The following is a 25,634-nucleotide window of genomic DNA, read 5'->3' as shown; positions in this document are numbered from 1 at the left end:
ACACCGTGAATCCCTCCCCAGTTCACCTTCCGTTCATCAAGATTGCCTACGTTCAACCGGCCAATGACTTCGAACGATTGCCTGGGTAAATGGAAGGCTTCTCGCTGATCCTCGCGATTGTGGTGATCACCGCACTCGCGTTCGATTTCACGAACGGTTTCCACGACACCGCCAACGCGATGGCCACGACCATCTCGACCGGTGCGCTCAAGCCCAAGGTCGCGGTGGCCATGTCCGCCGCACTCAACCTGGTGGGCGCTTTCCTCTCCGTGGAGGTCGCCAACACGATCTCCAAGGGTCTCGTCGACGAGACCGGCATCCGTCCCGAGGTCATCTTCGCCGCGCTGGTGGGCGCGATCCTCTGGAACCTGCTGACGTGGCTGGTGGGTCTGCCCTCCAGTTCCTCGCACGCCCTGATGGGCGGCCTGATCGGCGCCACCGTCGCCTCCGCCGGCGCGGGCGCCGTACACGGCGACGCGCTCGTCACCAAGGTGCTCATCCCGGCGCTCGCCGCGCCGGTCGTCGCGGGCGTGGCGGCACTGCTCGCCACCCGCCTGTCGTACCGGCTCGGCGCGAAGGCGGACGGCAGGGCCGCCGAGAAGGGCTACCGGGCCGGCCAGATCGCCTCCGCCGGCCTGGTCTCCCTGGCCCACGGCACGAACGACGCCCAGAAGACCATGGGCATCATCACCCTGGCGCTGATCGCCGGCGGCGCCCTCGCCCCCGGCTCCAACCCTCCCACCTGGGTCATACTCTGCGCCGGCCTCGCCATCGCCCTCGGCACCTACCTCGGCGGCTGGCGCATCATCCGCACGATGGGCAAGGGCCTGACCGACCTCCAGCCGCAGCAGGGCTTCGCCGCCCAGACCAGCGCGGCGACCGCCATCCTGGCCTCCTCGCACCTCGGCTTCTCCCTCTCCACCACGCATGTCGTCTCCGGTTCCGTGATGGGCGCGGGTCTGGGCCGCAAGGGCGGCGTGGTCCGCTGGTCCACGGCGACCCGGATGGTCGTCGCCTGGGCGCTGACGCTGCCGGCCGCCGCGCTGGTCGGCGCGCTCGCGGAGACGGTCACGGACCTCGGCGACTGGGGCACCGGGTGCGTGGCCGTCTTCCTGGTCGCCTCCGCCGCCGCGATCTGGAAGATCTCCCGGCGCGAGGTCGTCGACCACAGCAACGTCAACGACACCGGCGAGCCGGCCGGTGTGGTGACCGCCGCGATCGCCGCCGTGACGCCTCCGGCGGCGGGCACCCCGGCCGACGACCTGACGGCCACGATCCCGTCCCCGCCGGTGTCCGCGGCCCCGGCCGCCGCCGACCAGGCCGCACCGCCGGCCGCCGCCGTCTGACCGTCCGCCCCCCTCCCCTCTCTCCCCCGGTACCCAAGGAAGCATCACCATGAAGATCGACTGGGCGGCCCTCGGCTCCGTCTTCGGCGTCAGCCTCGCGGTCACCGTGGCGCTGGTGGCCCTCTTCACCCTCGGCGTGGCCGGACTGTCGCGCCGCGAACGGGCCGCCGCCCGGGGCGGATCCGCCGGCCTCGCGCTGACCGCCGCGTACACGTGCTTCGCGGCGTGCGCCGCCGCGGTGGCCTACGGGATCCACCTGATCACGGCGTGAGCGCTCCGCTGGACGGGCCGTGCTGTGCCGTCGGTCATCTGCGGCTCCGTCGTGGCTGGTCGCGCAGTTCCCCGCGCCCCTTCGGGGCGCTGCCCCGGGTCGGCGCCCACCGAAATGGGCGCGGTGCCGATATGAGCCTCGGCACACTCTCCCCTCGCAGGTCAACGGCAAGTTGACGGCCCTTCCGGGGCCGTGGTGGACTGCCGGAGCCATGTACGGCGGCACGAGAGGAAGCCGGTGCGAATCCGGCGCGGTCCCGCCACTGTCACCGGGGAAGAACTCCCCGGGAGCCAGGAACTCTCACCGCCGGTCTCGTCGAACCAGGGCGTGGACACCCTGAGTGAGGACATATCGCCATGCTCGGCTGCGGATTGAGGTACAGCACCAGGTCGCTTCCCGACCCCACGGCCGGCTGAGCCGGTGCGTGCCGAACGCGTCTTCGCGTACGGCGCCGCCCTCGGCCTCCTCGGTGACCTGCTCGTCGGCGATCCGCGCCGCGGACATCCGGTCGCCGTGTTCGGGCGTGCGGCCGGCGCGGCGGAGCGTGCGCTGTGGCGGGACCACCGCGGATGGGGAGCCCTGCACACCGCCCTGTGCGTCGGCGGCGCCGCGGCCCTCGCGGCCGTGGCCCAGCGGGCCGTACGCCCCTCCCCCGCCGCCTCCGTTGCGCTCACCGGGGCCGCCACCTGGGCGGTGGTGGGCGCCACTTCGCTCGCCCGGGAGGCCCGGACGATCGGGCGGGCCCTGGACACGGGGGACGTCGCGGCGGCCCGGGCACGGCTGCCGCATCTGTGCGGGCGGGACCCGCAGGCCCTGGACGCCGACGGGATCGCCCGTGCGGTCGTGGAGTCCGTGGCCGAGAACACCTCGGACGCGGTCGTCGGGGCCCTGGTGTGGGGGGCGTTGGCCGGGGTGCCCGGACTCGTCGGGTTCCGGGCCGTGAACACCCTCGACGCGATGGTGGGGCACCGCTCGCCGCGCCACCGCCGGTTCGGCTGGGCCGCGGCGCGGCTCGACGACGTCGCAGGCTGGCCGGGGGCCCGGCTCACCGCCGTGCTCGCCGCCGTCTGCGGGCCCGATGCGCGGGGCGCCGTACGGGCATGGCGGGCCGACGCCCGCCGGCATCCGAGCCCCAACGCCGGTCCCGTGGAGGCGGCTTTCGCGGGGGCGCTGGGCGTGCGGCTGGGCGGGACCCTCTCCTACGGGGGGCGCGTCGAGCACCGGCCCGTGCTCAACGGCGGCGGCCGTGCCGTCGCCGCCCCGGACATCGAACGTGCCGTACGGCTCTCCCGCCGGGTCGGCCTGCTCGCGCTCGGCGTCGTGGCCGCCGCGCGCCTCACCGCGAAGGGACACGGGTCATGACCGGTGGGGGTCTCCTCGTCGCCGGCACCACCTCCGACGCCGGCAAGAGCGTCATCACCGCGGGGATCTGCCGGTGGCTGGTGCGGCAGGGGGTCAAGGTCGCGCCGTTCAAGGCGCAGAACATGTCGCTGAACTCGTTCGTCACCCGGGAGGGCGCCGAGATCGGGCGGGCCCAGGCCATGCAGGCCCAGGCCTGCCGGATCGAGCCGACCGCGCTGATGAACCCGGTGCTGCTCAAGCCCGGCGGGGAACAGAGCAGTCAGGTCGTGCTGCTGGGCAGGCCCGTGGGCGAACTGAGCGCGCGCGGCTACCACGGCGGGCGGCAGCAGCGGCTGCTGGGCACCGTCCTCGACTGTCTGGCCACGCTGCGCTCCACGTACGACGCCGTGATCTGCGAGGGGGCGGGCAGCCCGGCGGAGATCAACCTGCGGCGCACCGACATCGTGAACATGGGCATCGCGCGGGGCGCGCGGCTGCCCGTGCTGGTGGTCGGTGACATCGACCGCGGCGGCGTCTTCGCGTCGTTCTTCGGGACCGTGGCGCTGCTGTCACGCGAGGACCAGGAGCTGGTCGCCGGGTTCCTCGTCAACAAGTTCCGCGGGGACGTCGGCCTGTTGGCGCCGGGCCTCGACATGCTGCACGCCCTGACCGGGCGGCGCGCCTACGGCGTCCTGCCGTTCCGGCACGGACTCGGCATCGACGAGGAGGACGGACTGGCGGTCTCGTTGCGCGGCGCGGTGCGGGAGTCGGCCGCCGCCGAACCCGTCGGCGCGGACGTGCTGCGGATCGCCGTGTGCGCCGTGCCGCTCATGTCCAACTTCACCGACGTGGACGCGCTGGCCGCCGAACCGGGCGTGGTGGTGCGGTTCGTGGACCGTCCCGAGGAGATGGCCGACGCCGACCTCGTCGTCGTCCCGGGGACCCGGGGCACCGTCCGGGCCCTGGAGTGGTTGCGGGAGCGCGGCCTGGCCCGGGCGCTGCGCCGCCGGGCCGGCGAGGGCCGCCCGGTCCTCGGCATCTGCGGCGGCTTCCAGATCCTCGGCGAGCACATCGAGGATGAGGTCGAGTCGCGGGCCGGGCGGGTGCCGGGGCTCGGCCTGCTGCCGGTGCGGGTGCGGTTCGCCCGCGAGAAGACCCTCGCCCGGCCCACCGGCGCGGCCCTCGGCGAGCACGTCGAGGGCTACGAGATCCACCACGGCGTCGCCGACGTCACGGGCGGCGAGCCCTTCCTGGACGGCTGCCGGGTCGGCCGGACCTGGGGCACGCACTGGCACGGCGCGCTGGAGTCGGACGGCTTCCGGCGGGCCTTCCTGCGCGAGGTGGCGGCCGCCGCGGACCGCCGCTTCGTACCGGCCGCCGACACCTGCTTCGCCGCGCTGCGCGAGCAGCGGCTCGACCGGCTCGGCGATCTGATCGAACAGCACGCGGACACGGACGCGCTGTGGCGGCTCATCGAGTCGGGCGCGCCACGAGGACTGCCCTTCATTCCACCGGGAGCGCCCGCATGAGCACAGTGTTGTTGTTGTCGACGGCCGACACCGATCTGCTGGCGGCGCGTGCCGCCGACGCGTCCTATCTGATCGGCAACCCGACCCGGCTCGACGTCGCCGAGGAGCTTCCGGCGCTGCTGCGGCGCGCCGACCTCGCGGTCGTCCGGCTCCTGGGCGGCAAGCGGGCCTGGGAGGACGGGCTGGCCGCGGTGCGGGCGTCCGGCGTGCCGACCGTGCTGCTCGGCGGCGAGGCCGTCCCGGACGCCGAGTTGATGGCCGAGTCGTCCGTGCCCGCGGGTGTCGTGGCCCAGGCGCTGCGCTATCTGGTGGAGGGCGGACCCGCCAACCTCGGCGAACTCGCCCGGTTCCTGTCCGACACGGTGCTGCTGACCGGTGAGGGCTTCGAAGAACCGCGGAAGATGCCGGAGTACGGCGTCCACGGCGAGCGCGCCCTGGTCGCGGACCGCCCGACCGTCGGTGTGCTCTTCTACCGGGCCCACGAACTGAGCGGCAACACCGCCTTCGTGGACACCCTGTGCGACGCGATCGAGGCGCACGGCGCCAACGCCCTTCCCGTGTACTGCGGTTCGCTGCGCGGCGCGGACGCCGGGCTGTACCGGGTCCTCGGCCGGGCCGACGCGCTGGTGGCGACCGTGCTGGCCGCGGGCGGCACCCACGCCTCGCAGGCGTCGGCCGGCGGCGACGAGGAGAGCTGGGATGTCGGGGCGCTCGCCGACCTCGATGTCCCCGTGCTGCAAGGGCTGTGCCTCACCTCGTCCCGGGAGGCGTGGGCGGCGTCGGAAGCGGCGCTCTCCCCCATGGACGCGGCGATGCAGGTCGCCATCCCGGAGTTCGACGGGCGGCTGATCACGGTGCCGTTCTCGTTCAAGGAGCGGGGACCCGACGACGTGCCCGTGTACGTCGCCGACCCGGAGCGGGCCGGGCGGGTCGCCGGGATCGCCGTGCGGCACGCCCGGTTGCGGCACAAGCCGAACGCCGAGAAGAAGATCGGGCTGGTGTTCACCGCGTACCCGACCAAGCACTCCCGGGTCGGCAACGCGGTCGGCCTCGACACGCCCGCGTCGGCGGTCCGGGTGCTGGACGCGCTGCGCGACGCCGGTTACTCGCTCACCGAATACCCCGCGGGGGGCGACGAGTTGATCCACCGGCTGATCGCGGCCGGCGGGCACGACGTCGAGTGGCTGACGGAGGAGCAGCTGGCCGCCGCGCCCGCGCGGGTGCCGCTCGCCGACTACCGGGCGTGGTTCGGCACACTCGACCCGGAGCTGCGGGGCGCCATGCTGGAGGCGTGGGGCGAGCCGCCGGGCGGCCTGTACGTCGACGGCGAGGACATCGTGCTGGCATGTCTCCGGTTCGGGAACGTCGTCGTGATGATCCAGCCGCCGCGCGGCTTCGGCGAGAACCCCATCGCGATCTACCACGACCCCGACATGCCGCCGTCCCACCACTATCTGGCGGCCTACCGCTGGCTGGAGAACAGCTTCGGCGCCGACGCGGTCGTGCACATGGGCAAGCACGGCACGATGGAGTGGCTGCCGGGCAAGGGCCTCGGCCTGAGCGCCGGCTGCGCCCCGGACGCCGTCCTCGGCGACCTGCCCCTCGTCTACCCGTTCATCGTCAACGACCCCGGCGAGGGAACCCAGGCCAAGCGGCGCGGCCACGCCACCGTGGTCGACCACCTCGTGCCGCCGATGGCCCGCGCCGACACCTATGGCGACCTGGCCAAGCTGGAGCAGCTGCTGGACGAGTACGCGCTGGTCTCCGACCTGGACCCGGCGAAGGCGCCGGCGGTGCGCAGCCAGATCTGGACGCTCGTTCGGGCAGCGGAACTCCACCACGACCTGCATGTGGACGAGCAGCCGCGGGACGACGACTTCGACGAGTTCGTCATGCACATCGACGGCTATCTGTGCGAGATCAAGGACGTGCAGATCCGGGACGGTCTGCACGTCCTGGGTGGCGGCCCGGTCGGTGAGCCGCGCGTGAACCTGGTGCTGGCCGTCCTGCGGGCGTCCCAGGTGTGGGGCGGGCAGGCAAACGCCCTTCCGGGGCTCAGGGCTTGCCTCGCCGCCCGTTTCGGGCTGGTCGAGAAGGAGTTGCTGGCCGAGCCCGGCGCTCCGGTGAAGGTGCCGGTGGAGCTGACGGACCTGGTGGAGGGCCCGTCCCGTACGGCCGCCGACGCGATCGACCTGCTGGAGCAGTTGTGCCGGCGGATCGCCGAGGGCATGGAGGCCCGCGGCTGGGCGACGGCCGAGAGCGCGCCCCTGGTCCGCGAGGTGCTGGGCGGCGAACTCCCGGAGGCGGTGGCCGTGCTGGAGTTCGCGTGCACGGAGGTCGTACCGCGGTTGGCCCGCACCGGCGACGAGATCGGGCACATCCTCCACGCGCTGGACGGCGGTTATGTTCCGGCGGGTCCTTCGGGCTCCCCGACCCGCGGGCTGGTCAACGTCCTGCCGACCGGCCGGAACTTCTACTCGGTCGACCCCAAGGCCATTCCGTCCCGGCTGAGTTGGGAGGTCGGCCAGTCGCTCGCCGACTCACTGGTGCAGCGGTATCTCAGCGACACCGGTGAGTACCCGAAGTCGGTCGGTCTGACGGTCTGGGGCACGTCCGCGATGCGCACCCAGGGCGACGACATCGCGGAGATCCTGGCGCTGCTGGGCTGCCGCCCGGTCTGGGACGACGCCTCCCGCCGGGTGACCGGCTTCGAGATCGTGCCGCTCGCCGAACTCGGCAGGCCCCGTATCGATGTCACGGTCCGTATCTCGGGCTTCTTCCGGGACGCGTTCCCGCACGTGGTCGGGTTGATCGATGACGCGGTACGGGCGGTGGCCGAGCTGGACGAGCCCGCCGAGTCCAACTACGTGCGGGCGCATGTGGAGGAGGATGCGGCCGAGCACGGTGACCGGCGGCGCGCGACGGCCCGCGTCTTCGGTTCGAAGCCGGGTGCGTACGGCGCGGGTCTGCTGCCGCTGATCGACGCTCGCAACTGGCGCTCCGATGCCGACCTGGCCGAGGTGTACGCCGTCTGGGGCGGGTACGCGTACGGGCGCGGACTCGACGGGCGGGCGGCGCGCGGCGACATGGAAACGGCGTTCCGGCGGATCGCCGTGGCGGCGAAGAACGTCGACACCCGCGAGCACGACCTGGTCGACGCGGACGACTACTTCCAGTACCACGGCGGCATGGTCGCCATGGTGCGGCATCTGACGGGGGCCAACCCGGAGGCGTACGTCGGCGACTCGGCCGTACCGGACCAGGTGCGGACGCGGACGCTCGGCGAGGAGACGCACCGGGTGTTCCGGGCGCGGGTCGTCAACCCGCGCTGGATGGCGGCGATGCGACGGCACGGCTACAAGGGTGCCTTCGAGATGGCCGCGACCGTGGACTACCTGTTCGGCTACGACGCCACGGCGGGCGTGGTCGACGACTGGATGTACGAGAAGCTCAGCGCGGAGTACGTCTTCGACGCCGAGAACCGGGACTTCATGAAGAAGTCCAACCCATGGGCGCTGCGCGGGATCACCGAGCGCCTGCTGGAGGCGGCGGACCGTGGGCTGTGGGCGGAGCCGGACCAGGAGACTCTGGACCGGCTCCGGGACACCTACCTCGAACTTGAGGGAGATCTGGAGGGCGGCGAATGAACGCTCTCCGCACCCCCGCGTCGGCGGGGACAACAGCGCACGGACGGCCGTCGATTTGGCGGTGCCCGGATCACCCCCGCGCCAGCGGGGAACATGCCCACACCCTGTCAGCTGCAACGGCCTGCGACGCACGGTCATCGCACCAGCCACTCAAAGGAGTGATCTCGGCGTGAGTATCCCCTATCCGTTCACTGCCGTCGTCGGGCAGAACGATCTGCGGCTGGCCCTGCTCCTCAATGCAGTGAGCCCTGCCGTGGGCGGAGTGCTGGTCCGAGGGGAGAAAGGGACCGCGAAGAGCACGGCCGTACGCGCCTTGTCCGCGTTGCTGCCGCAGGTGGCGGTCGTCCCCGGATGCCGCTTCTCCTGCGACCCGGCGGCACCGGATCCGTCGTGCCCGGACGGGCCGCACGAGCCGGGCCAGGAAGTCGAACGGCCGGCCCGCATGGTCGAACTGCCCGTCGGTGCCTCCGAGGACCGGCTCGTCGGCGCGCTGGACATCGAACGCGCGCTGGCCGAAGGCGTGAAGAGCTTCGAGCCGGGCCTCCTGGCGCAAGCGCACCGCGGCATCCTCTACGTCGACGAGGTCAACCTGCTCCACGACCACCTCGTCGACCTGCTGCTGGACGCCGCCGCGATGGGTGCCTCGTACGTCGAGCGCGAAGGGGTCTCCGTACGGCATGCCGCGCGCTTTCTGCTCGTCGGGACCATGAACCCCGAAGAGGGCGAACTGAGGCCGCAGTTGCTGGACCGTTTCGGCCTCACGGTGGAGGTCGCCGCCTCGCGGGAGCCGGATCAGCGGGTTGAGGTCGTGCGTCGCAGGCTGGCGTACGACGACGACCCCGCCGGTTTCGCCGCGCGCTGGGCGGACGAGGAGGTCGCCGTACGCGGGCGGATCGTCGCCGCACGGGAGTTGCTGCCGCGGGTGCTGCTGGGCGATGGCGCGCTGCGGCAGATCGCGGCGGTGTGCAGCGCGTTCGAGGTGGACGGCATGCGCGCCGACATCGTGATGGCGCGTACGGCGACCGCGCTGGCGGCCTGGGCGGGCCGGACCGATGTGCTCGCCGAGGACGTACGGCAGGCGGCGCTGCTCGCGCTGCCGCACCGGCGCCGACGCAATCCGTTCGACGCGCCTGGTTTGGACGAGGACAGGCTGGACGACACGCTGGAGGAGTTCTCCGGGCAGGACGAGGGCGACGACGATCCCGATCCCGATGGGCCCGGCGGCGGCGGTGGGCAGCCGACGCCCGACAGCGGCCCGCAGGGCGACGGGGACACCGCCGCACGGCCCGAGGCCGGTGAGGGCGGGGAACCGCAGACGTCCGGCGGGCGGGAGCAGTCGGCCGTACGGGCCGGCGAGCCGTTCCGCACCAAGGCGCTGAGCGTGCCCGGGATCGGTGAGGGTGCCGCCGGGCGGCGGTCGCGGGCGCGGACCGAGCACGGGCGCACCACCGGCGCCCGCCGGCCCCGGGGTGCGCTGACCAAGCTGCATCTGGCCGCCACCGTGCGGGCCGCCGCCCCGCACCAGCGGGCGCGTGGGCGGTCGGGGCCGGGGCTGGTGATCCGGCGGGACGATCTGCGGCAGGCGACGCGGGAAGGCCGCGAGGGGAACCTCGTTCTCTTCGTCGTGGACGCCTCCGGTTCGATGGCGGCCCGGCAGCGGATGGGCGCCGTGAAGGGTGCCGTGCTGTCGCTGCTGCTCGACGCCTATCAGCGGCGGGACAAGGTGGGGCTGGTGACCTTTCGGGGGTCGGCCGCGGAGGTTGCGCTGCCGCCGACCTCGTCGGTGGACACGGCGGCGGCCCGGCTTGAGTCGCTGCCGACCGGCGGGCGGACGCCGCTGGCGGCCGGGCTGCTCAAGGCGCACGAGGTGCTGCGGGTGGAGCGGCTGCGGGATCCGGCGCGCCGGGCGCTGGTCGTGGTGGTGACCGATGGTCGCGCCACCGGCGGCCCCGATCCGGTCGGCCTCGCCGGGCGTGCGGCGCGGCTGTTCGCGGCCGAGCAGATCGCCTCGGTGGTCGTGGACTGCGAGTCGGGGCCGGTGCGGCTCGGGCTCGCCGGGCGGCTGGCGGACGAGTTGGGCGGTACGGCCGTCACGCTGGACGCATTGCGTGCCGATGCGATCGCCGGTCTGGTCAGGGATGTACAGGGGACGTCGAGGAGGGCCGCGTAATGCCACAAGGAAAGCCGAGTGTGGTGCCGGACGACGGGCTGACGACGCGGCAGCGACGCAACCGTCCGCTCGTCGTGGTCCACACGGGTGTGGGCAAGGGCAAGTCCACGGCCGCTTTCGGTCTTGCGTTGCGCGCCTGGAACCAGGGCTGGCCGATCGGGGTGTTCCAGTTCGTCAAGTCCGCCAAGTGGAGGGTCGGCGAGGAGCGGGCGCTGCGGGTGCTCGGCGATTCCGGCGAGGGCGGCTCCGTCGTCTGGCACAAGATGGGCGAGGGCTGGTCCTGGGTGCAGCGGGACACACTGAACAACCTGGACAATCTGGGTAATGCGGAGAAGGCCCGGGAGGGCTGGGAGCAGGTCAAGCGGGACCTGGCGGCGCAGACGTACCGGCTGTATGTGCTCGACGAGTTCGCGTACCCGATGCACTGGGGCTGGGTGGACACGGACGAGGTGATCGCGGTGCTGCGCGACAGGCCGGGCACGCAGCATGTGGTGATCACCGGGCGGCACGCGCCCGGCGCGCTCGTGGACTTCGCCGACCTCGTCACCGACATGTCGAAGGTCAAGCACCCCATGGACGTGGGCCAGAAGGGCCAGCGGGGCATCGAGTGGTGACGTCCGTACCCCGTCTGGTCATCGCCGCGCCCGCGTCGGGCAGCGGCAAGACCACCGTCGCCACCGGGCTGATGGCAGCCCTGGCCGGGCGGGGGCTCAGCGTGTCCCCGCACAAGGTCGGCCCCGACTACATCGACCCCGGGTATCACGCGCTGGCCACCGGGCGCATGGGCCGCAACCTCGACGCGTATCTGTGCGGCCCCGAGCTGATCGGCCCGCTGTTCCTGCACGCGGCGCACGACTGCGACATCGCCGTCGTGGAGGGCGTGATGGGGCTGTACGACGGTGCCGCAGGGGAGGGCGAGCTGGGATCCACGGCGCAGGTGGCGAAGCTGCTGCGGGCGCCGGTCGTGCTGGTGGTGGACGCGTCCGCGCAGTCACGGTCGGTGGCGGCGCTGGTGCACGGGTTCGCGTCCTGGGACCCGCAGGTGCGGATCGGCGGGGTGATCCTGAACAAGGTGGGGTCCGACCGGCACGAGGAGCTGCTGCGGGAGGCGTTGGAGTCGGTGGGGGTGCCGGTGCTGGGGGTGCTGCGGCGGGCGGCCGCCGTGGCGACGCCGTCCCGGCATCTGGGTCTTGTGCCGGTCGCGGAGCGGCGGTCCGCGGCGGTCGACGCGGTGCGGGCGATGGCGGCGCTGGTGTCCGAGGGGTGTGATGTGAGCGCGCTGGCGGCGCTCGCCCGTGCGGCCGGTCCCCTTCCGCAGGGCTCGGCCCCCTGGAACCCCGCCTCGGCCGCCGCCGGTTCGCAACCGCCGGCCGGGCGGTCGGCGCCGACCGTTGCCGTCGCCGGCGGGCCCGCGTTCACCTTCTCCTATGCCGAGCACACCGAACTGCTCACCGCCGCCGGTGCCGACGTCGTGACCTTCGATCCGCTCCGGGACGAGCAACTGCCCGACGACACGGTCGGGTTGGTCATCGGCGGCGGCTTTCCCGAGGTGTACGGCGCCGAGCTGTCCGCCAACGAGCCGCTGCGCGGGGCCATCGCCGGGCTGGCACGGCGAGGTGCCCCGCTCGCCGCGGAGTGCGCCGGACTGCTGTATCTGTGCCGGGAGTTGGACGGCCGACCCATGTGCGGGGTGCTGGACGCCACCGCGCGGATGACTGAGCGGCTCACCCTCGGCTACCGGGACGCGGTCGCCGTCAGCGACAGCGTGCTGGCCGGGGCCGGGACGCGGATGCGGGGGCACGAGTTCCACCGGACCGTCGTCGCGCCGGGTGCGGGGGCGGCCCCGGCGTGGGGCGTGCGGGGCCCGGAGCGGCGCGTCGAGGGTTTTGTGCAGCACGGGGTGCACGCGAGTTATCTGCATACGCACTGGGCCGCGCGGCCCGGCGTGGCCCGTCGGTTCGTGGAGAGGTGCCGGACGTCATGAGCAGCACGCTGATCGGGGTCGGGGTCGGTCCCGGCGACCCGGAGCTGGTGACCGTGAAGGGCGTGAACGCGCTGCGCGCCGCCGATGTCGTGGTCGTACCGGTGATGGACACCGGGGAACGCGGGCGCGCGGAGGCGACCGTGCTGCACTACGTGCCCGCGAAGAAGGTGGTCCGGGTGGTGTTCGCGCTCAACGAGCGCACGGACCGGGCCCGGCGGGAGGCCGCCTGGGACGCGGCCGGGGAGCGGGTCGCAGGGTTGCTGCGGGAGGCGCGGACCGTCGCCTTCGCGACCATCGGCGACCCGAACGTGTACTCCACGTTCACCTATCTCGCCCAGACGGTCGCACGGCTGGTACCGGGGGCCGTCGTGCGGACCGTGCCCGGGATCACCGCGATGCAGGACCTGGCGGCCCGGTCGGGCGCCGTACTGACGGAGGGGACCGAGCCGCTCACGCTGGTGCCGGTGACCGCCGGGGCGTCCGCGCTCAAGGACGCGCTGGCCGGGCCCGGCACGGTCGTCGCGTACAAGTTCGGGCGGCAGGCCGGGGAGGTGGCCGAGGCGCTGCGGGAGACCGGGCGGCTCCAGGACGCCGTGTGGGGCTCGGCGCTGGGCCTGCCGGAGGAGTCGGTCCGGCCCGCCGCCGATCTGGACGGGGCGCCGCTGCCGTATCTGTCCACGCTCATCGCGCCGGCCCGGCGCGACGGCTCGCGGGGCGGCAAACTGTGAGCGTCGTCGGGGCGCCCTCAGCCGGCGATGCCCACCACCAGCCAGATGAACGCGGCCCCCGCGACGGTGCACAGCACGGTCGAGCGGGCGGGGTGCTGGTGGTGTGCCTCGGGCAGGATCTCGGCCGCGGCGAGGTACAGGAGCACGCCGCCGAAGAGGCCGAGATAGCCGCCGAGAGCCTGCTCGGGGATGGTGAAGAGCGCCGTCGACAGGGCGCCGATCAGCGGGGCGCAGGCGTCGGCGAACAGCATCGCGAGCGCCTTGCGGCGGGCGTTGCCGTAGAGGCTGGTGAGGGTGAACGTGTTGAAGCCGTCCGCGAAGTCGTGGGCGATCACCGCGAGCGCGACGGCCGCGCCCATGCCGCCGTCGACCTGGAAGGCGGCGCCGATGGCCACGCCGTCCATGGCGCTGTGCCCGACCATCGCGCCGGCCGCGGTGAGCCCCACCTCGGGCGAGCGGTGCTCGTGGAAGTGCGGCGAGGCAACGGCCTGCGGCGCAGCATCGGACACGGCCAAACCCGCCAAACCGAGAGACCGAGCGCCGCCACCCGCCCCCTCTGCCGCAGGCACGGGACCGGGCACCGCGGGACCCGACCCGCCAAGAGGATCAGCCTCGCCGCCCGCCCCGTCTGCCGCAGCCGCGGGTCCGGACACCGCGGGACCCGGTGGGCCGAGAGGCTGAGCGTCGCCGCCCGCCCCGTCTGCCGTAGGCGCGGGGGCGGGCATCAGGGGGTCCGAGTGGCCGAGGGGCTGCGTGCGGTCGCTCGTGCGGTCCGGCGCGGGCACGGGGCCGGACACCAGGGGTTCCGAGTGGCCGAGGGGCCGGGCATCGCCACCCGCCCCGTCTGCCGCAGCCGCGGGACCGGACACCGGGGGACCCGGTGGGCCGAGAGGCTGAGCGTCGCCGCCCGCCCCCTCTGCCGCAGGCACGGGACCGGACACCGCGGAACCCGCCGGACCGAGGGGCCGGGCATCGCCACCCGCCCCGTCTGCCCCAGGCACGGGACCGGACACCGGCGAACCCGCCGAACCGAGAGACTCAGCGCCGCCACCCGCCCCCTCTGCCGCAGGCACGGGGCCGGGCACCGCGGGACCCGACCCGCCAAGAGGATCAGCCTCGCCGCCCGCCCCGTCTGTCGTAGGCGCGGGGGCGGGCGTCAGGGGGTCCGAGTGGCCGAGGGGCTGCGTGTGTTCCGTGGCGCCGTGGGCCGCGCGGCGGGCCGCCAGGAGGCGTTCCACCAGATGGGCCAGGAGGAAGCCGGCCACGAACAGCAGCAGGGCGGCCGGCACGCCGAACACCTCCCGCCCGGCCACCGCCAGCGCCTCCGGCAGCAGATCGAAACCGACCACGCCCAGCATCAGGCCGCCGGCCAGGCCGAGGACCAGGTGGCGGCGGTCGGTCACCCGCTGTGCCGTCCAGCCGCCGGCCAGCGTCATCAGGAACGCGCCGAGCGCGACGAAGACAGCCATGGGCCCTTGCTATCCGATCAGCCGCCCACCGCGCACATCCGGCCCGCCCACCCACCGCACCAACCATGACATTTCGTACGAGAGGACCCCTTCCCATGGCCGATGCCCTCACCGGCAAGGTGACGTTCGTCGGTGCCGGCCCCGGCGCCGCCGACCTGCTGACGTTCCGTGCCGCGCGCGCCATCGCCGAGGCCGACGTGGTGATCTGGGCGGCCAGCCTGGTGCAGGCGGAGGTTCTCGACCACGCCCGCGAGGGCGCGCGGATCCTGGACTCGGCGACCATGGCGCTGGAGGACGTCGTCGCCGTCTACCGCCAGGCGCACGCCGAGGGGCTGCGGGTCGCGCGAGTCCACTCCGGCGACCCGGCCCTGTGGGGCGGCACCCAGGAACAGCTCGACCGGTGCGCGGAGATCGGGATCGAGACGGAGGTGGTGCCCGGGGTCTCCGCGTTCTCCGCGGTCGCCGCGATCGCACGGCGCGAGCTGACCGTTCCCGAGGTGGCGCAGTCCGTCGTGCTCACCCGGCTCGGCGGGGGCAAGACGCCGATGCCGACCGGTGAAGAGGTGCGCGAGTTCGCCCGGCACGGCACGACCATGGCGGTCTTCCTGTCCGCGGCGCGCAGCGGGCAGCTGGTGCGGGAGCTGCTGGAGGGCGGCTATCCGACCAGCACCCCGGTGGTGGTCGCGTACCGGGCGACGTGGCCCGACGAGCTGGTGGTGCGCTGCACGATCGGCACGCTGGAGGAGACGGTCAAGGAGCACCGGCTGTGGAAGCACACGCTCTTCCTGGTCGGCCCGGCCCTGGACGCGCACGGCACCCGTTCGCATCTCTACCACCCCGGTCACTTCCACGGCTTCCGCAGGGCCGACCCGGAGGCCCGCAGGGCGCTGCGCGAGCGGGGCGCGACCCCGTGACGCCGTTGATCACCGTCGTCGGCACGGGTACCGGGGCGCCGGTCCGGCAGGACGTCCTGGCCGGTGCCGGGCTGGTCGTGGGCGCGCGCCGGCACCTGGACGCCGTACCGCTGCCGGAGGGGGCCGAACGGCTGGTCCTCGGGCCGCTCGGACCCGCCCTCGACACCATCGCGGCGTACGTCGGGGCGGCCCGGCCGGTCGTGGTGCTGGCCTCCGGGGATCCGGGGTTCTTCGGGATCGTCCGGGCGCTGGCCGAGCGGTTCGGGTCCGGGCTGCTGGATGTGCGGCCCGGTGTCTCGTCGGTCGCGACGGCGTTCGCACGCATCGGGCTGTCCTGGGACGACGCGGTCGTGGTCAGCGCGCACGGACGGGCCCTGCGCACCGCCGTCAACGTGTGCCTGGCGCACCCCAAGGTGGCCGTGCTGACCGGCCCTGGCGCGGGCCCCGCCGAGTTGGGGGCCGCGCTCGACGCGGGCCGGGTCCTCGTCGTGGCGAGCGCGCTCGGCGATCCCGACCGTGAGCGGGTGGAGCGGGTCACGCCCGCCGAGGCCGCCGCCCGGGACTGGGGCACCGCGGTGAACGTGGTCGTCTGCCTGGACGAGGCGCGGGCGCCGGGAGCGATGCGCACGGTGGCCGGGCCGGGCTCCCCGCCGTCCCGGTGGGCGCTGGACGAGGCCGAGTTCGTCCACCGCGACTCGATGATCACCAAGTTCGAGGTGCGGGCGCTGGCCCTGGCCCGGCTCGGGCCGCGCCTGGGCGACCTGGTGTGGGACGTCGGCGCGGGCTCCGGTTCGGTGGCCGTGGAGTGCGCGCGGCTCGGTGCCGCCGCCGTGGCCGTCGAGAAGAGCGCGGACGGCATCGAGCGGATCCGTGCCAACGCGGCGGCGCACGGCGTCGACGTACGGGCGGTGCACGGGACGGCGCCGGCCGTACTGACCGGACTGCCCGACCCCGACGCCGTGTTCGTCGGCGGCGGCGGCCGGGAGCTGCCCGCCGTCGTCACGCAGTGCGCCGGGCGGGCCCGGCGGGCCGTGGTGGTCGCGGTGGCCGCCCTGGACCGGGTGCCGGCGGCGCGCGCGGCGCTCACCGCCGCCGGGTTCTCCTGCGACGGCGTGCTGCTGCAGTCGTCGCGGCTCGCGCCGCTGCCCGGGGACGTGACCCGGCTGGCCGCGACCAATCCCGTGTTCCTGCTGTGGGGCGAGCGGCCCCGCGCGAGTGTCGAAGGAGTTGCTCAGTGATCGGCCTGATTTCCGCCACGGCTGCGGGGGCGGCGGCACGCGACCGGCTGGCCACGGCCTGGCCGGACCGCACCCGGGTGTACGACGGCCCGGTCAGGGACGCCGTACGGGCCGCGTTCGCGGAGTGCGAGCAGTTGGTGTGCTTCCTGGCGACGGGGGCCGTGGTACGGCTGATCGCCCCGCTGCTCGGCGACAAGGCGGCCGATCCGGGCGTGGTGTGTGTGGACGAGGGCGGCCGGTTCGCCGTGTCGCTGGTCGGCGGGCACGGCGGCGGGGCCAACGAACTCGCCCGCGAGGTGGGCGGGTTGCTGGCGGCGACGCCGGTGGTGACGACGGCGACGGACGCGGTGGGCGTGCCCGGCCTCGACACCCTCGGGCTGCCGGTCGAGGGCGCCGTCGCGGCCGTGTCCCGGGCGCTGCTGGACGGCGAGCCGGTCGCTCTGGACGCCGAGGTGACCTGGCCGCTGCCGCCGCTGCCGGTCGCCGCCGAGGGCGCGTACACGATCCGGGTGACCGACCGGGATGTCGAACCCGGCCCGCGCGAGGTGGTGGTGCGCCCGCCGACGCTGAGGGTCGGCGTCGGCGCTTCCCGCGGCGCCCCGGCCGAGGAGGTCCTGGAGCTGGTCGCGGACGCGCTGCGGGACGCCGGGTTGTCGGCCGCGTCCGTCGCCGAACTCGCCACCGTGGACGCCAAGTCCGCGGAGCCGGGCATCGTGGCCGCCGCCGCACGGCTCGGCGTGCCCCTGGTGACCTGCTCCGCCGAGGAGTTGGCGGGCGTCGACGTGCCGAACCCGTCCGCAGCGCCGCTCGCCGCCGTCGGCACCCCGTCCGTCGCGGAGGCCGCCGCTCTGCTGCGCGGCGGCGAACTCCTCGTACCCAAGCGGAAGTCGGCCGGGCGGCCCGCCATGGCGACCTGCGCCGTGGCGCGGCGGCCCGCGCGCGGACGGCTCGCGGTCGTCGGGCTCGGACCCGGCGCCCGTGATCTGCTCACGCCACGCGCCGGGGCCGAACTGCGGCGCGCCTCGGTGGTCGTCGGGCTGGATCAGTACGTCGACCAGATCCGTGACCTGCTGCGGCCGGGCACCCGGGTCCTGGAGTCGGGCCTCGGCGCCGAGGAGGAGCGGGCCAGGACGGCGGTCGCCGAGGCCCGTGCGGGCCATGCGGTCGCGCTGATCGGGAGCGGGGACGCCGGCGTGTACGCGATGGCGTCGCCCGCGCTCGCCGAGGCGTCCGACGACATCGACGTGGCCGGTGTGCCGGGCGTGACCGCGGCGCTGGCCGGCGCGGCGGTCCTGGGCGCGCCGCTGGGCCACGACCATGTGTCGATCAGCCTGTCCGACCTGCACACGCCGTGGGAGGTGATCGAGCGACGGGTGCGGGCCGCCGCCGAGGCGGACCTCGTGGTGACGTTCTACAACCCGCGCTCCCGGGGCCGTGCCTGGCAGTTGCCCACGGCGCTGGGGATCCTCGCCGAGCACCGCGCGCCGGCCACCCCGGTCGGTGTCGTACGCAATGCGTCGCGGGCCGACGAGTCGAGCAGGCTGACCACCCTGGGGGCGCTCGATGCGGCGTGGGTGGACATGATGACGGTCGTGACGGTGGGCAACACGGCGACCCGTGAGATCGCGGGACGCATGGTGACCCCGCGCGGCTACCGCTGGCAGGACACCCGGCAGGAGGAGGCCCGGTGAACCGTGTGATCCACCCGATCGAGCAGGAGTCCTTCCGGCGGCTGCGGGCCCGTCTGGACACCTCCCGCTTCGCGCCGCTGACCCGGGCGGTGGTGGAGCGGGTCATCCACTCCGCCGCCGATCTGGACTACGCGCACGACCTCGTCATGGCCGAGGCCGACCTGGTGCGGGCGCACGCCGCGCTGCACGCCGGGGCGCCGGTCGTCGTGGACGTGGAGATGGTCGCGGCCGGCATCACCCGCCAAAAGACCGTCTGCCGGCTGCGGGACGCCGAGTCCGGGCCAGGACTGACCCGTTCGGCGCATGCGGTCCGGCTCGCGTACGAGGACGTCGGACCCGGGGCGCTCTGGGTGATCGGCTGTGCGCCGACCGCCCTGGAGGAGCTGCTGACGCTGGACGCCTCCCCCGCACTCGTCATCGGTCTGCCCGTCGGCTTCGTCGGCGCGGCCGAGTCCAAGGCCGCGTTGCGCGCGAGCGGGCTGCCCGCCGTCAGCAACGTCTCCGAGAAGGGCGGTTCGGCGGTGGCCGCCGCCGCCCTCAACGCCCTTCTGTACCACCCGACTTCACCGACCGAGGAGAATCAGTGACCACCCCGCCGCCCGCCCTGCTCATCGCCGGCCACGGCACCCGGGACGAGGCCGGAGCCGAGGCGTTCCGGTCCTTCGTGCGGGAGTTGGGCCGCCGCCACCCCGAACTGCCCGTGGCGGGCGGCTTCATCGAGCTGTCCCCGCCGCCGCTGGGCGAGGCCGTTGCCGCACTGGTGGAGCGGGGCGTGCGCCGGTTCGCCGCCGTGCCGCTGATGCTGGTGTCCGCGGGGCACGCCAAGGGCGACATACCGGCGGCGCTGGCCCGGGAGAAGGAGCGGCATCCCGGCGTCTCGTACGCCTACGGCCGCCCGCTGGGCCCGCATCCGGCGCTGCTGGACGTGCTGGAGCGGCGGCTCGACGAGGCGCTCGGCGGTGCCGCCCGCACGCCCGCCGACCGGGCCGATGTGACCGTGCTGCTGGTCGGCCGGGGCTCCACCGACCCGGACGCCAACGCCGAGGTGTACAAGGCGGCGCGGCTGCTGTGGGAGGGGCGCGGGTACGCGGGAGTGGAGACGGCGTTCGTGTCGCTGGCGGCGCCGGACGTGCCGAGCGGCCTCGACCGGTGCGCCCGGCTGGGGGCGCGTCGCATCGTGGTCCTGCCGTACTTCCTGTTCACCGGCGTCCTCCCGGAGCGGGTGCGGCAGCAGGCCGAGGGCTGGGCCGCCGCGCACCCGGAGCTGGACGTGCGCTGCGCCGACGTCATCGGGCCCGAGCCGGAACTGCTCGACCTGGTGATGGAGCGGTACGCGGAGGCCGTCCAGGGCGATGTGCGGATGAACTGCGACGCGTGCGTGTACCGGATCGCGCTGCCGGGCTTCGAGGACAAGGTGGGCCTGCCGCAGCAGCCGCACTTCCATCCGGACGACGACGGCCACCACCACGGCGGGCACCATCACGGCGGGCACGCCCATGCCCACTGAGGACGGCGCCGGGCCCGATCTGCGCCACCACGGCGACGCGGAGGTCCGCGACGACGGGTCGGCGCTGGTCGACCTCGCGGTCAACGTCCGTGCCGGCACCCCGCCCGACTGGCTGCGGGAGCGGATCGCCGGGTCGCTGACCGCTCTCGCGGCCTACCCGGACGGGCGGGCCGCGCGGGCGGCGGTGGCGGCGCGGCACGGGGTCGGGGCGGACCGGGTGCTGCTGACGGCGGGGGCGGCGGAGGCGTTCGTACTGCTCGCCCGCGCCCTGAAGGTGCGCCGGCCGGTGGTGGTGCACCCGCAGTTCACGGAGCCGGAGGCGGCGCTGCGGGACGCGGGGCACACGGTGGACCGGGTGCTGCTGCGCGCCGAGGACGGCTTCCGGCTGGATGCGGCGGCCGTCCCCGAGGAGGCCGACCTGGTGGTGATCGGCAATCCGACGAACCCCACCTCGGTGCTGCACCCGGCCGCGACGCTCGTCCGGCTCGCCCGCCGCGGGCGGACGCTGGTGGTGGACGAGGCGTTCATGGACGCGGTGCCGGGCGAGCCCGAGGCGCTGGCCGGCCGGACGGATGTGCCCGGCCTGGTCGTCCTGCGCAGCCTGACGAAGACCTGGGGCCTGGCCGGGCTACGCATCGGCTACCTCCTGGCGGCCGAGGAGACCGTCGCGGAGCTGGCGCGGGCCCAGCCGCTGTGGCCGGTGTCCACGCCGGCCCTGGCGGCGGCGCGGGCGTGTGTGACGTCGCGGGCGCTGGCGGAGGCGGCGCACGCGGCCCATCGCATCGCGGCCGACCGGGCCCACCTGGTGGCGGGCCTGTCCGCGTTCGCGGCGCGCGGGGTGCGGGTCGCGGAGCCGGCCGAAGGCCCATTCGTCCTGGTCCGTATCCCGGACGCGGTCGGGGTGCGGCGGCGGCTGCGCGACCTCGGGTACGCCGTGCGCCGCGGGGACACATTTCCGGGGCTCGGCGCGGACTGGGTCCGGATGGCGGTGCGCGACCGGACCACGACGGACGGCCTGCTGCGCGCCCTGGACGCGGCGCTGCCCCCTCCGGCCGGCCTCCCGACCGGACCGGCCCCGGACTGACCCCTCGGGCCCCCTCCCCCACGGGACCGCCGAGAGGGCGTCCTTCGGCCCGCAAGACCGCCGAACCTCACGACAGCGCGGAACCGCCGGGGCTCATGACTGTCGGGACCCGGCGGCCGACTGCTCACGGCTGTCGGGACCCGGCGACCGGCTCCGGCTCGGGTTCCCGTTCCGGCTCGGTCGCGCCGGTCCGGTCGTACCGGCTCGGTCGGCCGCGCGGCGGCACCGCCGCCGTGGCGGAGCGGGATCGGCCGTACCGCGCGCGTCCCCCGGGGCGGGCCGGCCCTCGCGCGCGTCGGACGGTCAGTTCCGGCGGCGTGCCAGGGCCACCGCGCCGCCGCCCGCCAGGACGAGCGCGAGCGCGCCGCCCGCGATGTACGGCGTCGCCGAGTTGCCGCCTGTCTCCGCGAGGTCGGCCTCGGCGGCGCCCTGGGGCTTGACGTCCGACGCGGGCTTGGCCGGGTCGGCGGGCTTGGCCGGGTCGCTCGGCTTGGCCGGTTCGCTCGGCCTGGCCGGTGCGTCGGGCGTCTCGCAGGTCGCCTTGGCGAGGGTGACGGTCCCCTCGACCTCGGCCACGTTCAGCTTCAACGGGTTGACGGACACCTTCAGTTCGAGCGCGGTGGCGGCCGCCGTGCGGGAGGTGGTCTCCCGCTTCGACAGATCGAGGCGGACCTCGCCGACCCCGGGCACCTCGACGTTGGTCGGGCCGCCCGCGCTGAGCGTGATCCGCTTGCCGAGCACCGTCACCGCGCCCAGCACATTGGCGGATGCGGTGGGCTGCTTCCCGGCTTCGCAGGTCGCCTTGGAGGTGACCGCGTCGATCTCGACGAGGGACAGCAGGGGCAGGCCGGGGACGTGCAGCTTGGCGTGGGCGAGTTCGACGGAACCCTCGGCGCGGCCGTCGGCCACGGTGGCCTTGGCGGCGGCCACGTCCGCGCCGAGCACGGTGAACGGCTTGCCGCCGTCCACGCCGTCGAGCCGGGCGGACAGCGCCGTCTTGTCGGCGCTCTGCGGTGCCTGCACCTCGTTGAGGGAGACCGTGAGCGGGATGTTCACGGTCTTGTTGAGCAGGGACACGTCGAGCCCGGTACGCAGGACGACGGCACCGGCGCGACCCTGGTCGGTGGTCGCGTGCGCGGCGCTCGCGCCGGCCAGCGCCGCCGGGCCCGCGGCAAGGGCCGTGGCCGCCGCGACGGCGGCCAGACGGCGTGCGGGCATACGAAAGTCATTGCTGTTCAAGGCGGTGGGACCCCCAGTGGGATGAGCTTGGGACCCGGCCAGAATTACGTACTGTGGGTGAACCGTCAGCGATCCTGAGTTACTTCACCCGTTCGTGGTGTTTTCGCGAAGGCTTTCGAATCCCGCGGCACAGGAGTTCGCCGCATTCACCTAGCCCACACCTAGCCCACACCTAGCCCACGATGTGTCCCCGCAGCACCACCCGCCGCGGGGCCGCCAGCACCCGTACGTCGGCCCGCGGATCCGCCTCGTACACGACCAGGTCGGCGGGCGCACCCTCGGCCAGTCCGGGCCGGCCGAGCCAGGCGCGGGCGCCCCAGGCGGTCGCCGACAGCGCGTCGACGGGCGGGATTCCCGCGGCGACCAGTTCGGCGACCTCGGCCGCGACCAGGCCGTGCGCCAGCGAACCGCCGGCGTCCGTGCCGACGTACACCGGGATGCCCGCGTCGTGGGCGCCGCGCACCGTGTCGTAGCGCCGCTCGTGGAGCCGCCGCATGTGCGCCGACCAGCGCGGGTATTTGCTCTCGCCGCCGGCGGCGAGCTGCGGGAACGTCGCGATGTTGACGAGGGTCGGGACGATCGCCACGCCGCGCTCGGCGAACAGCGGGATCAGGTCCTCGGTCAGCCCCGTGGCGTGCTCGACGCAGTCGATGCCCGCCTCGACCAGGTCGCGCAGGGAGCTGGTGGCGAAGCAGTGCGCGGTGACCCGGGCGCCGAGGCGATGGGCCTCGGCGATCGCCGCCGCGACGGCCTCGCGCGGCCAGCAGGCGGCCAGGTCGCCGAGGTCGCGGTCGATCCAGTCGCCGACCAGCTTGACCCAGCCGTCGCCGCGCCGCGCCTCCCGGGCGACGTGAGCGACGAGTTCTTCCGGCTCGATCTCGTGGGCGAAGTCGCGGATGTAGCGGCGGGTGCGGGCGATGTGCCGGCCGGCCCGGATGATCCTCGGGAGGTCCTCGCGGTCGTCGATCCAGCGGGTGTCCGAGGGCGAACCCGCGTCGCGGACCAGCAGGGTGCCCGCCTCCCGGTCGGTCAGCGCCTGCTTCTCGGCGGCGTCCGCGTCGACCGGGCCACGCGTACCGAGGCCGACGTGACAGTGGGCGTCGACCAGACCGGGCAGCACCCACCCGGTCACGCTCGTCACATCGCGGGCGCCGGCCGGACGGTCGTAGGAGATCCGCCCGCCGACCACCCACACCTCGTCCCGGACCTCGTCCGGTCCGACGAGGACGCGCCCCTTCACGTGCAGCACCGCACCATCGCTCATGTACGGCACCTTATTGAACCGTCGGTCCCCATGGCCCACCCGGTCGGAAACTCCGGCTCGCCGCCCGCCCACGCGGGGTCGAGTGCCGAGGTCGGCTCGTCGAGCAGCATGGCCTCGGGGCCCATGGCGAACGCGCGGGCGACGGCGACGCGCTGCGGCCGGCCCCGGCGCAGCACGCGGTGTTCCCATGGTCGCAGGGGCTTTTGACCTGAGAAGTCACCGGTCGTCGCTGTCGGGAGGGGGCCGGTTACGCTCGTCGGGTCGACCCCCTTGTGAGCGAAGAGAGCACCGCCGTGACCCACCCCTTCCTCGATCTGCCCCCGCTGACCGCCGCGCAGTTCGCCGCCGTCGAGGACCGGGTGGCGCGGCTGCTCGGCACCCGGCAGGACGTCGTGATCATGCAGGGCGAGGCGCTGCTGCCGCTGGAGGGCGCGATCCGGGGGACGGCGGGCCCCGGCACCACCGCGCTGAACGTGATCACCGGACCGTACGGGCAGACCTTCGGGAACTGGCTGCGGGACTGCGGCGCGAGGGTGGTCGACCTGTCGGTGCCGTTCCACACGGCGGTCACCGCGGAGGGGGTCCGGGCGGCCCTCGCCGAGCACCCCGAGATCGACTTCGTCTCCCTGGTGCACGCGGAGGCGGCGACCGGGAACACCAACCCGGTCGCGGAGATCGGCGAGGTGGTCCGGGCACATGGCGCACTCTTCTACCTGGACGCGGTGGCCTCCGTCGGGGCCGAACCGGTGCTGCCGGACGCCTGGGGCGTGGACCTGTGCGTGATCGGCGCGCAGAAGGCGATGGGCGGCCCGGCGGGGGTGTCGGCGGTGTCGGTGAGCGAGCGGGCCTGGACCCGGATGGCGGCGAACCCGCGCGCCCCGCGCCGCTCCTACCTGTCCCTGCTCGACTGGAAGGAGCGCTGGATCGACGCGGGCCGTACCGCGCTGCCGCACGCGCCGGCGCAGTTGGAGATGCTGGCGCTCCAGGCGTGCCTGGAACGGATCGAGAGCGCGGGCCTGGACACGGTGATGGCCCGGCACCGCGGCGCCGCGCGGGCCGTGCGGGCGGGGGCGTCGGCGCTGGGCGGGGGCCTGGAGCCGTATGTGTACGAGGCCGCGGACGCGGCGCCGGTGGCGACGACCCTGCGGGTGCCGCCCGGTGTGGTCGCCTCGGAGCTGGTGGCCCGGGCGCTGGCGAGCGACCCCGCGCTGCCGCTGGCCGCGGGGGGCGGCCCGCTGGCCAAGGAGATGATCCGGGTCAACCACTACGGGGCGGATGCGACGCCGGCAGCGGTGCGCGGCTCCCTTGCGGCGCTGGGCGCGGCCCTGGCGGAGCGGGGACTGACCGTCGACCTGGCGGCCGCCCGGCACGCCGCCGATTCCGCCCACGGATGACCCGGTCCCGGCGGCGCCCTGCGGGCGCTTGTCGGCGGTATGGCCGGGGGTTGAAATTCTCGACAATTCAGCTACTTAATTTAGGATAGCTTTCCCGAGTTCTTCTGCCCCCTTTTTCCAAGGCTAAACAAGAAGATTTTCGCCCAGGTTTCATCCATGTGACACACTCCACATCAAGGGGCGATTTGCACCTTTTGATGCAGGTGAAACGGGCACATACCGGACTCCCTTGTGTATCGATGCACACCCGTAACCGTGCATTTCTGAATTCACCTCGCTAAATTCAATACGCATGACTGCCGCACAAGCAGACCTGCTCATCGACCGTCCGACGGTGACGGACGGGGCCGCTCTCTGGCGTATTGCCAAGGACTCCGGAACCCTCGATCTGAACTCCTCGTACAGCTATCTGCTGTGGTGCCGCGACTTCGCGGGCACCTCGGCGGTGGCCCGCGGAACGGACGGGGCGCCCGTCGGCTTCGTCACCGGATACGTGCGGCCGGAACGCCCGCGGACCCTGCTCGTGTGGCAGGTCGCGGTGGACGCGGCCCACCGCGGCCACGGCGTGGCCGCCGCGCTGCTCGACGGGCTGACCGCGCGGCTCGGCGCCGGGCAGGGGCTCGCCTCCGTCGAGACGACCATCACCCCCGGCAACACCGCCTCCGAGCGCCTGTTCACCTCGTACGCCGCACGGCACGGCGCCCGCGTCACCCGCGAGGTGCTGTTCGACTCCGGGCTGTTCCCTGACGGCCCTCACCAGCCGGAAGTCCTGTACCGGATCGGCCCGTTGACCCCCCACTCGTCGCACTGAGGAGCGA

20 protein-coding genes, 2 pseudogenes and 1 riboswitch are annotated in these 25,634 nt (G+C 74.2%); of the genes and pseudogenes, 18 read left to right on the top strand and 4 right to left on the bottom strand.

The window, feature by feature from the left end; translation table 11 throughout:
* Positions 1–89: 89 nt before the first annotated feature.
* The 9 genes from ACFYTE_RS31135 to cobI all read left to right on the top strand — a co-directional run bounded on the left by ACFYTE_RS31135 (position 90) and on the right by cobI (position 13,016).
* Complete coding sequence (locus ACFYTE_RS31135) at positions 90–1,346, top strand: anion permease (RefSeq protein ID WP_388717672.1); 1,257 nt, start codon at positions 90–92, stop codon at positions 1,344–1,346.
* Positions 1,347–1,395: 49 nt separating this feature from the next.
* Positions 1,396–1,617, top strand: a complete 222-nt coding sequence (locus ACFYTE_RS31130; protein WP_388717669.1) for a hypothetical protein — start codon at positions 1,396–1,398, stop codon at positions 1,615–1,617.
* A gap of 226 nt (positions 1,618–1,843) precedes the next feature.
* A riboswitch (cobalamin riboswitch) is annotated at positions 1,844–1,917 on the top strand.
* Positions 1,918–2,037: 120 nt separating this feature from the next.
* Positions 2,038–2,979, top strand: a complete 942-nt coding sequence (locus ACFYTE_RS31125; RefSeq protein WP_388717666.1) for a cobalamin biosynthesis protein — start codon at positions 2,038–2,040, stop codon at positions 2,977–2,979.
* Positions 2,976–4,487, top strand: a complete 1,512-nt coding sequence (locus ACFYTE_RS31120; protein WP_388717663.1) for a cobyric acid synthase — start codon at positions 2,976–2,978, stop codon at positions 4,485–4,487. Before ACFYTE_RS31125 ends, ACFYTE_RS31120 begins: the two co-directional genes overlap by 4 nt.
* Positions 4,484–8,134 carry a cobaltochelatase subunit CobN gene (gene cobN / locus ACFYTE_RS31115; protein ID WP_388717660.1) on the top strand — a complete coding sequence of 1,217 codons (3,651 nt, stop codon included), beginning with the start codon at positions 4,484–4,486 and terminating at the stop codon, positions 8,132–8,134. The genes ACFYTE_RS31120 and cobN overlap by 4 nt, the downstream gene beginning before the upstream one ends.
* A gap of 169 nt (positions 8,135–8,303) precedes the next feature.
* Positions 8,304–10,304, top strand: a complete 2,001-nt coding sequence (locus ACFYTE_RS31110) for a putative cobaltochelatase (RefSeq protein ID WP_388717657.1) — start codon at positions 8,304–8,306, stop codon at positions 10,302–10,304.
* A complete protein-coding gene (cobO, locus tag ACFYTE_RS31105; protein WP_388717654.1) occupies positions 10,304–10,918 on the top strand; it encodes a cob(I)yrinic acid a,c-diamide adenosyltransferase in 615 nt (204 codons plus the stop codon). The genes ACFYTE_RS31110 and cobO overlap by 1 nt, the downstream gene beginning before the upstream one ends.
* On the top strand, positions 10,912–12,288 hold the full coding sequence (locus tag ACFYTE_RS31100; RefSeq protein ID WP_388717651.1) for a cobyrinate a,c-diamide synthase: 1,377 nt from the start codon (positions 10,912–10,914) through the stop codon (positions 12,286–12,288). The genes cobO and ACFYTE_RS31100 overlap by 7 nt, the downstream gene beginning before the upstream one ends.
* Positions 12,285–13,016, top strand: a complete 732-nt coding sequence (gene cobI, locus ACFYTE_RS31095; protein WP_388717649.1) for a precorrin-2 C(20)-methyltransferase — start codon at positions 12,285–12,287, stop codon at positions 13,014–13,016. Before ACFYTE_RS31100 ends, cobI begins: the two co-directional genes overlap by 4 nt.
* 17 nt (positions 13,017–13,033) lie before the next feature.
* Here cobI and ACFYTE_RS31090 read toward each other — a convergent pair.
* Positions 13,034–13,477: pseudogene (locus ACFYTE_RS31090) on the bottom strand (ZIP family metal transporter); the annotation flags it as partial.
* Positions 13,478–14,185: 708 nt separating this feature from the next.
* On the opposite strand from ACFYTE_RS31090, the gene ACFYTE_RS31085 reads away from it, so the two are divergent.
* From ACFYTE_RS31085 to cobC, 7 genes are read left to right on the top strand one after another with little or no spacing between them, the layout of a single operon-like run.
* Positions 14,186–14,554, top strand: a complete 369-nt coding sequence (locus ACFYTE_RS31085; protein ID WP_388717646.1) for a hypothetical protein — start codon at positions 14,186–14,188, stop codon at positions 14,552–14,554.
* 26 nt (positions 14,555–14,580) lie between these two features.
* A complete protein-coding gene (cobM, locus tag ACFYTE_RS31080) occupies positions 14,581–15,399 on the top strand; it encodes a precorrin-4 C(11)-methyltransferase (protein WP_388717643.1) in 819 nt (272 codons plus the stop codon).
* Between the two features lie 5 nt (positions 15,400–15,404).
* Positions 15,405–16,637: a precorrin-6y C5,15-methyltransferase (decarboxylating) subunit CbiE gene (gene cbiE / locus ACFYTE_RS31075; protein ID WP_388717836.1), complete on the top strand. Its 1,233-nt coding sequence runs from the start codon at positions 15,405–15,407 to the stop codon at positions 16,635–16,637.
* Positions 16,634–18,328, top strand: coding sequence for a precorrin-3B C(17)-methyltransferase (cobJ, locus tag ACFYTE_RS31070; RefSeq protein ID WP_388717640.1), 1,695 nt, complete (start codon positions 16,634–16,636; stop codon positions 18,326–18,328). The genes cbiE and cobJ overlap by 4 nt, the downstream gene beginning before the upstream one ends.
* Positions 18,325–18,915: a precorrin-8X methylmutase gene (locus tag ACFYTE_RS31065; RefSeq protein WP_388717637.1), complete on the top strand. Its 591-nt coding sequence runs from the start codon at positions 18,325–18,327 to the stop codon at positions 18,913–18,915. Before cobJ ends, ACFYTE_RS31065 begins: the two co-directional genes overlap by 4 nt.
* Positions 18,912–19,835 carry a sirohydrochlorin chelatase gene (locus ACFYTE_RS31060; protein ID WP_388717634.1) on the top strand — a complete coding sequence of 308 codons (924 nt, stop codon included), beginning with the start codon at positions 18,912–18,914 and terminating at the stop codon, positions 19,833–19,835. Before ACFYTE_RS31065 ends, ACFYTE_RS31060 begins: the two co-directional genes overlap by 4 nt.
* Entirely contained in the window at positions 19,825–20,919 is a 1,095-nt protein-coding gene (gene cobC, locus ACFYTE_RS31055; protein ID WP_388717630.1) for an Rv2231c family pyridoxal phosphate-dependent protein CobC, read from the top strand. The genes ACFYTE_RS31060 and cobC overlap by 11 nt, the downstream gene beginning before the upstream one ends.
* A gap of 303 nt (positions 20,920–21,222) precedes the next feature.
* Here the strand turns inward: cobC and ACFYTE_RS31050 are convergent, their stop codons facing one another.
* The 3 genes and pseudogenes from ACFYTE_RS31050 to ACFYTE_RS31040 form a co-directional block, all read right to left on the bottom strand.
* Positions 21,223–22,158 carry an SCO1860 family LAETG-anchored protein gene (locus ACFYTE_RS31050; protein ID WP_388717627.1) on the bottom strand — a complete coding sequence of 312 codons (936 nt, stop codon included), beginning with the start codon at positions 22,156–22,158 and terminating at the stop codon, positions 21,223–21,225.
* 172 nt (positions 22,159–22,330) lie between these two features.
* Positions 22,331–23,422 carry an amidohydrolase family protein gene (locus ACFYTE_RS31045; RefSeq protein WP_388717624.1) on the bottom strand — a complete coding sequence of 364 codons (1,092 nt, stop codon included), beginning with the start codon at positions 23,420–23,422 and terminating at the stop codon, positions 22,331–22,333.
* A gap of 74 nt (positions 23,423–23,496) precedes the next feature.
* Positions 23,497–23,586, bottom strand: a pseudogene (locus ACFYTE_RS31040) (amino acid ABC transporter ATP-binding protein); the annotation flags it as partial.
* Positions 23,587–23,715: 129 nt separating this feature from the next.
* Here ACFYTE_RS31040 and ACFYTE_RS31035 point away from each other — a divergent pair.
* Positions 23,716–24,816: a pyridoxal-phosphate-dependent aminotransferase family protein gene (locus ACFYTE_RS31035; protein ID WP_388717833.1), complete on the top strand. Its 1,101-nt coding sequence runs from the start codon at positions 23,716–23,718 to the stop codon at positions 24,814–24,816.
* 292 nt (positions 24,817–25,108) lie between these two features.
* A complete protein-coding gene (ectA, locus tag ACFYTE_RS31030) occupies positions 25,109–25,627 on the top strand; it encodes a diaminobutyrate acetyltransferase (protein WP_388717621.1) in 519 nt (172 codons plus the stop codon).
* Positions 25,628–25,634: the final 7 nt, after the last annotated feature.

It is taken from the genome of Streptomyces sp. NPDC004629 (assembly GCF_042873595.1).
Taxonomy (GTDB): Bacteria; Actinomycetota; Actinomycetes; order Streptomycetales; family Streptomycetaceae; genus Streptomyces.
The sequence above is the reverse complement of the archived record's forward strand: the minus strand, read 5'-3'. Positions and strand labels throughout refer to the sequence as shown.